The organism is Mucilaginibacter tolerans (assembly GCF_030519375.1).
In the GTDB taxonomy this organism is placed as follows: Bacteria; Bacteroidota; Bacteroidia; order Sphingobacteriales; family Sphingobacteriaceae; genus Mucilaginibacter.
The window spans coordinates 211,597-222,948 of sequence record NZ_JAUMKB010000007.1; the positions used below are offsets into that span (position 1 = coordinate 211,597).

Genomic DNA, 11,352 nt, shown 5'->3' on the forward strand with positions numbered 1-11,352 from the left:
CAGCGAAATTTCGCTACAGCATTTGTGAATGGTTAATGTATGTATATTATAGTTTGATGAGCTTGCTTTCGCCTACAAAGCTTTGAGTCTTGTTATTCATTACCCTTACAATGTAGATGCCAGGCAATAAGTTGCTGATATTCCCCTGCCAGGATGTTTGTGACGACATCACCTCTTTCACCACTAATCCGGTACTGCTTACAAATCTGATATTGTAAATGCCTGCGTCTGCGTTTTGTGATGAGATGGCGAGGCTGACGGTGCTGCCGGCAGGATTAGGATATACACTCAGGTTATGGCTAACGATACTGTTGATGTTAGCATACTGTATAGTTACAATGCCCGAGTAAGAAATATTGTTGTTGATGTCCTCTTGTTTCAAACGATAAAGGTTTGTGCCGTTAGCCGGATTCTTATCCAAGAAGCTATAAGTACCCTGGTCAGCTGCGGTTACACCGCCAAGTATTTGGTAAGTTTCGCCGTTATCGGTGCTTCTTTCAACGGTAAAACGTGTGTAGTTGCCTTCATTTTTGGTATTCCAAACTACATTTACCTGGCGAACATTATTTACTTTGTTAGCGTTGAAAGCGGTCAGTTTATAGGCGTAGGCTGCATTTTGACGTACTACAACTACAAAACGGTTACTGCCAAAGCTTGCAGTATCCTTAGTGCTGATATCGAACAGGTAAGAAGGATTTACTCTCATATCCACAGAATCTTTTCGGTAGTTATCCATCAGCCAGATATCGTAAAGTCTTGGTAAACTTCCTAGAGCTTTCAGGCTCATAGTATAAGTCCCGGATGCGGTGGCCGATACGTTTAAGCCGATCCTGGTGGCAGTTTGTTTTGGTAGCGGCTGATGATTAACCGCCAGAGCAATATGATCACTTGATGAGCTTGATAAGCTTATGGGGGCAAAGCCTTTCATATATAACGCGTCAGCGCCAAAGTCGAATGTTGTTTTTGCATTCTCATTAAAACAGATCACAATATTTTCGTTGTGAATACTGTCTTTAGTCATTTGTAATTTCAAATACTGAGTAACTGCCTGATTTTGTGCAGTCGTGCTCATCAATAACTTTTGCCCGGTAACCTGTGCGCTGGTCTTGGCACTCTCATTAAAAGTCAATGTTGCCGAAGTATTTAAAGCAATTGCAAAAAAAGCTGAACCGCTTGGAATAACATTGGTGGCAAAGTTTGTATTTAAAGGGCCATTAGCGCCCGAACCGGCATAATAAACGCCATAAGAACCATTAGGATTAAGCACTTCGATATAAGTAGCCACATTTGGTCCGTAAATACCATTACTGCTTGACGTTTGGCTGAATTGATCCCAATCAATTGAACAAGGATAGGGATTGCCAACCAGGTTAAAGCCGATGACACCTGACGGGGTTGTTGATGTATAGCTCAAATTACTGCTGGTAGGCGTAAACCAGTCTTTGAAAGTGATAGTACCCTGGTTTAATGTTCCCACGGAAGTAACAGCAGTGGCCGCTGCAACCGAACCCGCTACGTATGGAGTAGATGTGCTAAGACCTCCACGGAAGTAACACAGATAACCATTAGCAACCGGAATATTAAATGGACCGCCATCGATATTCAGTGTATAATTAGGAGCAGAACTGATATCTGAAATTCCTCTGAAGCAGCTGGTTATGAAGGAATTGTAAGTCGGCGTCATGTTCTCGCGAAAAATATACAATGAAGGATTACCCGGCCTGCTTGTCGCTGTTGTTTGAAAGTTTGTGCCGCTAACATAGGTTGAGTTTAATAAATAATTAATGCTGTAAATATTATTGCCATTGGCAGTAGATGTGTAGACAGGTGAGGATAATAGCCTGTAACCACGAACGCCGCTTATGTAACGTTGTACGGAAATGTTTCCTATAACACTGGATGTTGAAGGAATAGCAGCTATCGAGGCTGACCCATTCGCATCAGATGCAAGTGTGAATGTGCCGTTATTGGTTAACGTGGACGATGCTGATAATGTGATAACCAGGTTTGATGAAGCAGTGATAGAACCATTGGCATTAATTACCGAGCTTCCGCCAAGTGTAAGATTACCTGGTCCCTGAATAGTTACGTTGCATGACGTGTTACCCGTGATGCCGCTGGACACGGTTAAAGTTTGGCCTGAATTAATGGTTAGAACCGGGGAATTGGTTGCTCCAAACTGAATAGCCGCAACTGAAGCGCTGCTGCTGATTGTAGGCTGATTAGCATTGCCACTGTAGGCGGCTACACCAATTTGAATTGTTTCTCCACTTACCGGTACATGGCCGCCGCTCCAGTTGCTGGTCGTATTCCAGTCGCCTGAGGTGCTACCATTCCAGTTGTTCAGACATGATAAGGTGATTGTTGTAGAAGCATATCCTGAAGTATTGAATCCGGAGATTGTATAAGTTGTTGGAAGAAACCCAGCAGTAGGAGTGCCGCTTATAGTACCCGTTGTTTGGTCAAAAACTAAACCTGTTGGAAGCGAGGGACTAATAGTATAACCTGTAAGTATAACCTTCCTGATATTGTTCATACTGCCGTCAATGACGTAACCCGCACCTGTATTATCGATCCACAAGTCCACTGGCTGACTGAATTTAGCTGCTGTGCCAATTCCATCAGCCCATCCTGTGTTTGTAGAACTACCCGCAATTGTGGTTACAGTTTGATTGGTTGTTATGCTTCTTACGCAAGAGTTATAAAGGTCAGCAACATAAACAACATTGCCGAGCGTTGCTACGCCCGTAGGATTGTTGAAACGGGCTGCTGTACCAACGCCATCGGCCCAACTACCGGCGGTATTTTGATTGGTAAAAACAGTATTTCCTGCATAAGTGGTCGTTACGCCTGCCGATGTCACTTTTCTTATAGCATTATTTAAATAATCAGCTACATAAATATCATTATTAGATAGATCTACCTGTACATCATTCAATTTATAAAATTGCGCCGCTGAGCCTGTTGCATTCACATAACCAGCGGTACTATTACCTGCTATAGTAGTCACAACACCCGCAGGTGTCACTTTTTGAACCTGATTGGCATCCTGCTCCGCTACAATCAGGTTACCTGCATTGTCAAAGCTTAAACCAGAAGCCCCTACAACCAAAGTCACCCAGGTTGTTACCGCACCTGTGCTCAAATTCATTTTTCGAATAGAATTGTTACCGTAATCAGCAATGTATAGTGTTGTCCCGGCTGCATCGATTGCAATCCCATCCGGCCCCTTGAATGAGGCTGCTGTACCGATACCATCCTGGTTGCCGCTTGTTGAGCTACCTGCAATAGTTGTCACCACACCCGCGGGGGTAATTTTACGAATATCGTTATTCCCATACTCGGCAACATAAATGTTACCATTGGCATCTCCAACTACACCTTCCATATCAGTAAAGCGCGCATTAGTGCCTGTTAAATCAACATGGCCACCCGACCAGCCACTAGTATTCGTATTTCCGGCAAGTGTAGTTACCTGCCCGTAAATAGTTGCAGGAACAGGACCACCGCTGTTGGTAATAATTGCTGTGAAGGGACTCCCTACCGATAGCGTAGCCGACGGCGACGAATAGGAAATATTTGGAGACTGAGCTTTCACGAAGCTGCTCAATAAAACCAGGATGACCAGGATATGTAATAACTGTTTCAATTTCGGATAGATTTAATTCTTAACAACTTATGGGGAATGTGGCAAGCACACTGCTCCCGGTAGTTTTAAGACAAACCGTATGCCACATTAATTTATGAGAAATAAATTGCCTGAAACTTTATTACAATTTCACGAACTTGCTTTCGCCTATAAGATTTTGAGTGTTGTGGTTAAATACTTGCAATATGTAGGTTCCCGACTGTAAATTTGCCGTACTACCTTGCCAGGATGGCCCTGAAGAGGTTGTTTCCTGAATAATAAGCCCCAAAGTATTGATAACTTTTATGTCATAAGTTTCAGAATTTGGGGATGTGACATCCATATTTAAGCTAATATTATTGCTCACAGGATTGGGGTATATGTTGATTTTATTCCCCAATTGCTCATCACTGAGATTTGAATATTGAATAGTGATAATGTTAGAGTAGGAAATAACATTATTAATATCTTCCTGCTTCAACCTGTAAAGGTTTGTTCCAACGATAGGGGTGTTATCAAGGAAACTGTAAGTACTTTGCCCGGCTGCCTTTACGTTCCCAAGTATTTGATAGGTATTTCCGCCGTCAGTACTACGTTCAATCGTAAAAGCAGTATAATTTCCTTCGTTTACAACTGCCCATATCATTTGAACATGCCGCCCCGTGTTTGGGGCCTTAACGGCAGTAAAATTAAGCAGTCGATAAGCGTAGGCCGGGTTTTGACGAATTACGAGGCTAAACCTATTGCTTCCAAAACTTGCAGTGTCATTTTTATCGATATTAAAACTATAAGTTTTGTTTTGACGCATGTCCAGTGAATCCTTCCTGTAAGCATCTATAAGCCATATATCAAACAATTGCGGTATGGCCACCAAATCGCGCAAGCTCAAGGTGTATAAGCCATTGGCTGTAGCATTCACACGTAGTTTAATCACCCGGCTTTTAGTGTTTGGAAAGGGAATGCTATTGATGCAAAGGGCAAAATTATCCTGTGATTGAGTTGACAAGCTGGCGCCCCCTGATCCGGGTTTATATAGTGCATCCAGGTCATCGGCATAATTCAACGGTGCCTGATCTTTAAACCGGATTAATGTCTGTTCACTTATGGTCGAATCCTTGCCGGTTAACTGTAATCTTAGATATTGGTTGTTGATAGTTATCAACGGAGTGCCCATCAATAGCTGAGCTCCGGTTGGCAAAGCGGTTGTTTTGGCTGACTCGTAAAAAGTTAGTTTAGCACAAGAGCATTTGGCCGTTACAAAAAAACCTTGCCCGCTGGCTATTAAATTACTCACAAATGATTGGCTCCCCACACCGCCAGACCCTGCAATGTATGAGGCGTACGTTCTGGTTACTTCATCAAAAATATATATACTATTCAGGATTTGATATCCATAAATTCCTGAACCGGGGCTGGTTTGATATTTATCCCAGTCAATGGAACTCGCGTAAGGGTTACCCACCAAATTATATCCCCGCACGCCGCTGTTGCCGGCTGTGTTGGTATAACCAAGGTTGGAGGATGACGGCGTGTACCAGTCTTTCACGGTAATTGAGTCGGTATTTAAAGTACCGGTGGCTGTTAACGTTGCATGCACAGGTATATAAGACGGGACAGTTTCTGTGGAAAGCGAGGCAGCATTGCGGTCGCCCCTAAAAAAGAAAAGATAGCCATTGCCGACCGGTATATTGGCGGTCGGATAGGTAGTATCGTCCATTCCATAGAGCGGCGTAGTGGAAATATTATTGATACCCTTGAAGGCACTATTAAGGAACGTTGTGTACATCGGGAACGTATTTTCGCGAAAGAGGTATATCGTAGGGTTGCCCGCTTTATCAAAACCTCCGGATGTACCATTAGTTCCGGTGAGGACACAGGAACTAATCAGATAATTAATGCTGTAAATGCCGCTTCCCTGGTTAACAGGTGATGACATCAGCCTATAACTACGATGAGGCAATGACCCACCCGACATGAATCGTTGTACACTGACATTTCCGGTGATTTTGGCTCCGCCGGACAAAGCAGCCACCGTTGCAGATCCAAGCGTATCAGACTTTAGGGTGAGATTGCCGCTTGCAGCAAGTGTACTACCACCAATCATAGTCAAAACAGAGGTGCTGGATACTGTAAAAGCGCCGGATGACATTGTTTTTGTGCCTGCGCCGCTAAAACTTACGTTGTTGAAATTAGTTCCCGCACTGCTGGCATCCTGTAATGTTTCTGCGGATGAACCATTGAATAATGTGGTTCCTGTACTTTGGCTGTAAGTACCGCTATTGGTATAATTACCGCTTATTGTAAGGCTGGCCGTACCCAGAACCAACTTTCCTGAGTTGGTAAGATGACCATTTACGGTAATGGCGCCACCGGTTTGTTTCAGGGAATCAATATTGTTAAAGGTTCCCGTAATAGTCATGCCACCCGTTGCGCTGCTACCCTGGCTAATAACGCCTGAGTTGGTAACCCCTCCAGAGGCTGTTATTGCCCCGCTGCTGGTTTGTGATATAATGCTTGTTGATGATGCATTAGTCAGTAAACCGCTTACTGTGATATTTCCTGTCGTTTGAGTTATTGTACCACTATTGTTTAAAGCTCCTGTAACCGATATGCCCCCTGTTGAGCCGCTGCCTTGAGTATAGGTTCCGGCATTGGTAAAGCCGGCGGATGCGGTGATGGCTCCGGTGCTTGTCTGCGATATAATACCTGTTGTAGCCACATTGGTTACAGCCCCGGTAAAGGTGATGCTGCCACTGCCGGTCTGGTTCAGTGTACCTGCATTACTTGAAGTACCTGTAACCGACATTGTGCCGGTTCCGCCAAGGTTAAGCGTTGTATTTATATTAGCAGTATAAGTACCCCCTATGGTTACTACAGGACTATTGGTTGCAAAGTCAGCAGTCGGGGTGCTCGAAACAGAAAGAATAAAGTTATTGCCTATAGTAAGGGCCCCGGCGTCGGCCTTTTTGGTTGACGCACCCGAAAAAACCAGGTTTTGATAGACGGATGGAGACCTGTCGAGTCCATTGGCATATTGCCTTGTACCAGCAGCATTATAAGCCGATGATGTGGTGTATACTTCCTGATTGCCGCTTGCACTATAGTTTACCTGGGATGATCCACCTGCCGTACCATAAAAATCAACATATCCGGCATTGCCGTCCAGACTTAAAGGATTCGATCCGTTAAAATATAAAATACTTGTATTCCCCGAAGACGGATTCATTAAAAACTGAGCGCTGCTTGAGATAGCTGCATAACTAGCCACCAGCGGAATTGTAAATGCTGATAAATTTATATCATTTGCGTCTACGGTTTGAATAGTATTGCCGACGCTAACCCACCCGCTGTTCAGATTAAAAACAGGGTTATTCACATTAGCCGCAGGGTAAAGAAGGCTAAGTGTAGCAGAACTTGAAGTGGTGGTCAATACAACTTTCTGAACCACAGTCAATCCTGACAATGAGAAATTCAGGATAGTTTTACTAGTTGTATTAGCTAAGCTAATTAACGGAGTAGGAGGGGTAGTACTATCGCCAAGATAAAAGTTAGTGCACAGCATACTGCCTGTACCGGTTATACTGGTCGTTACGCCATTGCCGCTTCCATCATTTTTTTGGGTAAAATCACCACTGATAGACACGGCGGCATTTATCGTTAAAGTTACCGTTGATGTCTTGGTGCCAATAATGAGTGTCGCAATACTTATAGCGCCGGATATGGTAGGCTGATTGGAGATGGTATTTGACACGCCAATCTGTGCTATATCTGTTGATGCAACCCCGGGGTAATTTGTTGTTTGGGTCACCCCGCCAACTTTCCAGTTGCCGGGTGTAATCCAGTTGCCACTGACTGATCCTGTCCAGTCATAAGTAATGGCTGCAGCGTAAGCTTTGAGACATAGCAAACACTGCAAAATGCAGGCAACGTAAGTGATCTTGTAAAATGGTTTCATAGGAACGGTTACTTTAATCAGGTCACTAAGAACGTTCTATGTTCCTTGTAACGAGAAATTTACAATATAGTTACCTAATAATTTAAGTTTACGTTGCGTTTTGAGAAAAAGTTTGGCTTAGTGCACCCGATTTTATACCGTTAAAACACGGTATTTTTACACGTTTTTTTCGATTTACACCCTGTTTTATTAACTAATGGATAAAAAATTAAAGGGCATAAACAATAATAGCCTCATTTTCATGAAGCTATTATCTACAGTTAAAGTGGAGAGAGTCGTGTTTAATTTTACAACTTAACAAACTTGTTTTCGCCGACAAGGTTCTGGGTTTTATTATCAAATACCTGTATAATATAAGTGCCTGGTTGTAAATTCTCGGTAGTTCCAGTCCAGTTAGGCTGCGAAGATGTTGCTTCTTTTACCAGTCGGCCAGTCGTGCTCATAAACTTGATCTGATATGAACTACCCGTTGTGTTTTGCGATGTAAGAGCCAGGTTGATATTATTGCTTACAGGGTTCGGATAAATGCTCAGGTTGTTACCAACAATCCGATTGCTTAGGTTAGAATATTGTATCGTTACAATTTTAGAATAGCTAATTGTATTATTAATATCTTCTTGTTTCAAGCGGTATAAGTTATTTCCATTTACAGGGCTTTTGTCCAGAAAACTGTAAGTTCCTGCCCCCGTTGCATCGATACCCGCCAAGGCGGCAAATGTAGCTCCGTTATCGGTGCTGCGCTCAACAGTGAAATTAGTATAGTTTTCTTCATTTGCCGCCTTCCAAACAACTTGAACCTGTCGTGCATCCTGCACTTTTGTTGCATTGAAGTTGATCAGGCGATAAGCATAAGCCGGATTTTGACGAATAACCAAAGTAAAACGTTTGCTGCCGTAGCTTGAAGTATCGGCTCTATCGAGGTAAAATTGATAGGTAATATTCTGCCTCATGTCCAGCGAGTCCTTCTTGTAATTGTCCATCAGCCACACGTCAAAAAATCGTGGAATAGCGACAATATCCTTTAATGTTAATTTGTAAATTCCATTCGAAGCAGCGTTTACTTTTAAGGCAAAGGTTTCCGCTTGCAGATGAGGTAAAGGAATTGATTTTATGGAAACATCAATTTTGTCGTTTGTATAACCCGCTAATGTAACAGTCCCGCTTCCTGGTTTGTAAGCCGCGTCAGTATTATTTATAAAATTGAGGGACGCACTACTGTTTATGCGTATCATCGTTTCATCGGTGCTTATGTCGTCTTTAATCAGTTTGATACGAAAATATTGCATAGGCCCGCTGGCCACCGGCTTACCAAGCATTAGGTTAGCGCCTGTTACTTGCGTTGACGTCTTTGCACTTTCATTAAATATTAGTTGCGCACCCGTAGCTGTAGCTTTTACAAAAAAACCTTCTCCACTAGGGATAATGTTCGTTGCATTATTGGTGCCTATATGATTATTCCCCGCGATATAAGCGCCATAGTTTTTACTAACGGGGTCAAACATGTATATCGTATTATCGATATTTACTCCATAGATTCCAGATGAACTTGTGGTAGTTTGGAACGTATCCCAGTCTATATTGCTTGGGTATGGATTACCAACGAGATTGTATCCTTTTAAAGACCCGTTTGTAACTGCAGCGGTATAGCCCAAATTGGACGATGCAGGAGTATACCAATCTTTGGCAATTATTTGCCCAACATTTAATGTGCCCGAAGCGCTGAACGTTACAGACTCGGCACTGGTTCCCGGAGTGTATTTATTAGCCAGATTGGTAGTACGGTCTCCTCTGAAGAAGAATAAGAACCCGCTCCCGGGCATTAAGTAATAATTAGTTGCAACACTGTTAAGCTGAATGTTATAGGTAGGGCTATTATTGATTTTGCTTACCGCAGGCCAATTCCCTGCACCAAAATAAGTATAGTTTGAAGCTATATCTTCGCGGAAGAAATATATTGTTGGATTACCAGTTTTATCGAACCCATTGGTGCTTCCCAATGCTCCTGTTAATAAAGTTGAAGCTTTTATATAATCGAGATTATAGGCCTTGTTACTGCCAACTGTGGCTGCATAAACAGGAGATGACATTAACCGATAAGTCCGATAGGTAGAACTTCCGCCTGTAACATATCGCTGAACGTTAACTGTCGTGCCGGAAGTAATGAAGTTTGTACTAGTTACTGGCCCGACGGATGCTGATCCTGTCGCATCTGATTGCAAAGTAAAGCTATTGGTTGAAATTGTTAGTTTCGTGCCATTCACAGAGATTAACGAACCGGGGGCCATAATGAGAGAAGAAGAGGCATTGCCTGTTATTACAGCTGTTGCGCTCGTATTAATTGTAAGGGCATTGTTGATTGTTAAAGTATTGCTATTTACGGTTAAAGTTGGGGCGGGGCGAACAGAGCCAAATGTAATAGAACGCACAGTAACATTTCCTGCTGTTATAGAAGGTTCCTTATTATTTAAATAAGTGTGGGTGCCAATTTCTACATCGTCGTTAGTGATGGGAGCAACGCCTGTGCTCCAGTTTCCGGGCGTTGCCCAGGCGGTGGTATTGCTTCCACCTGTCCAGTATAATGTCTGCCTGCATTCCAAACTAACGGTAGTACTTCCGTTGCCGGCTGCATTGTAAGCCGTTATAGTGTATGTAGTAGGGGAAAATGAGGTGGTAGGAGTTCCGGTTATGCTGCCAGTAGTATTATTAAAGCTTAAACCTGGCGGCAATTGGGGGCTTATAAAATAACCACCTGTCAGGGTGTATTTATACACTGCGTTACCTGAATAAGAAGCAACATAAAGATTACCTTTGGTATCGGTTACAATTCCTTCAGGGTCAGTAACAGTGATGGTAACAAGGGTGGTGCCGGTCGGGCCATAAATAGTTACTTTATTGTTTCCGCTATCTCCTACATATACGTTGTTTGCTCCATCTACCCAAAAACCGAATGAGCTATTTGATAAGCCGGTTTTGAAAGTAGATTGAAATGTGCCCGATGAATTATATTTTGTTACAGTTCTGGCTGTCAGATTTAATACAAAAACATTCCCGGAGGCATCAGTGGCTACGTTGCTGGGACCGCTAATACTAGTTGTAATGGTTAACTGTAGTGTGCCGCCACTGTTGTATTTTTTTACAGCGTTGTTACCGTAGTCTGCTACATAAATATTGCCTGAGGAATCAATTGCCATGCCATATGGCGAGTTAAAACCCGAAGCAAAAGTTCCGAGGGCAGTCCCGCTTGAATTGAATTTGCTGATATTATTGCCGCCTGTATTTAATACATAAATGTTGCCAGAGGCATCAGCCACCACAGTCTCAGGCCTATTATATCCGCTACCAAATGCGGCTGTGACTAACGTTCCCGCCGAATTATATTTTTTAACGGTGTTATTACTGTAATTCGGGATGTAAACATTTCCGGATGCATCCACATTCAAATTTGACGGGCCGCTATAGCTGCCGCCAAATGCTGTTGCGGTACTGTAACCGAAAGCTGCCACTGTTCCTCCCCCCGGGTTATTGGTTGGATTTAAAGCAGTGATTGCTGTACCTACTGTGTAGGAATTAGTTGATGGGCTATAAGATATATTGGGAGCCTGAGCTCTGGCGCTTACTGATAAGATGTATAATAAGAGCACTGCAAACGAATACTTGAAGTGTTTTTTCACAACAATAAGTTAGTTAGGGAATATTAACTCAAAACTAAGATTTTTTGACATCCCTTTTTATACGCAGATGATGCGTTATTTGTTGTAAGTAACTGATT

General features: G+C 42.8%; 3 protein-coding genes. All 3 read right to left on the reverse strand.

Translation table 11 applies throughout. The annotated features are described in order from the left end of the window. Positions 1-46: 46 nt before the first annotated feature. Entirely contained in the window at positions 47-3,649 is a 3,603-nt protein-coding gene (locus tag Q3A68_RS12220) for a DUF8693 domain-containing protein (protein WP_302901371.1), read from the reverse strand. A 121-nt stretch (positions 3,650-3,770) separates the two neighbouring features. After that, on the reverse strand, positions 3,771-7,583 hold the full coding sequence (locus tag Q3A68_RS12225; RefSeq protein ID WP_302901372.1) for a DUF8693 domain-containing protein: 3,813 nt from the start codon (positions 7,581-7,583) through the stop codon (positions 3,771-3,773). A gap of 287 nt (positions 7,584-7,870) precedes the next feature. Beyond that, complete coding sequence (locus tag Q3A68_RS12230) at positions 7,871-11,254, reverse strand: DUF8693 domain-containing protein (protein WP_302901373.1); 3,384 nt, start codon at positions 11,252-11,254, stop codon at positions 7,871-7,873. Positions 11,255-11,352 lie beyond the last annotated feature (98 nt).

Coding starts and splice junctions, on each gene's coding strand:
- Q3A68_RS12225 (WP_302901372.1), bottom strand. CDS start 7,583: ATGAAACCATTTTACAAGATCACTTACGTTGCCTGCATTTTGCAGTGT.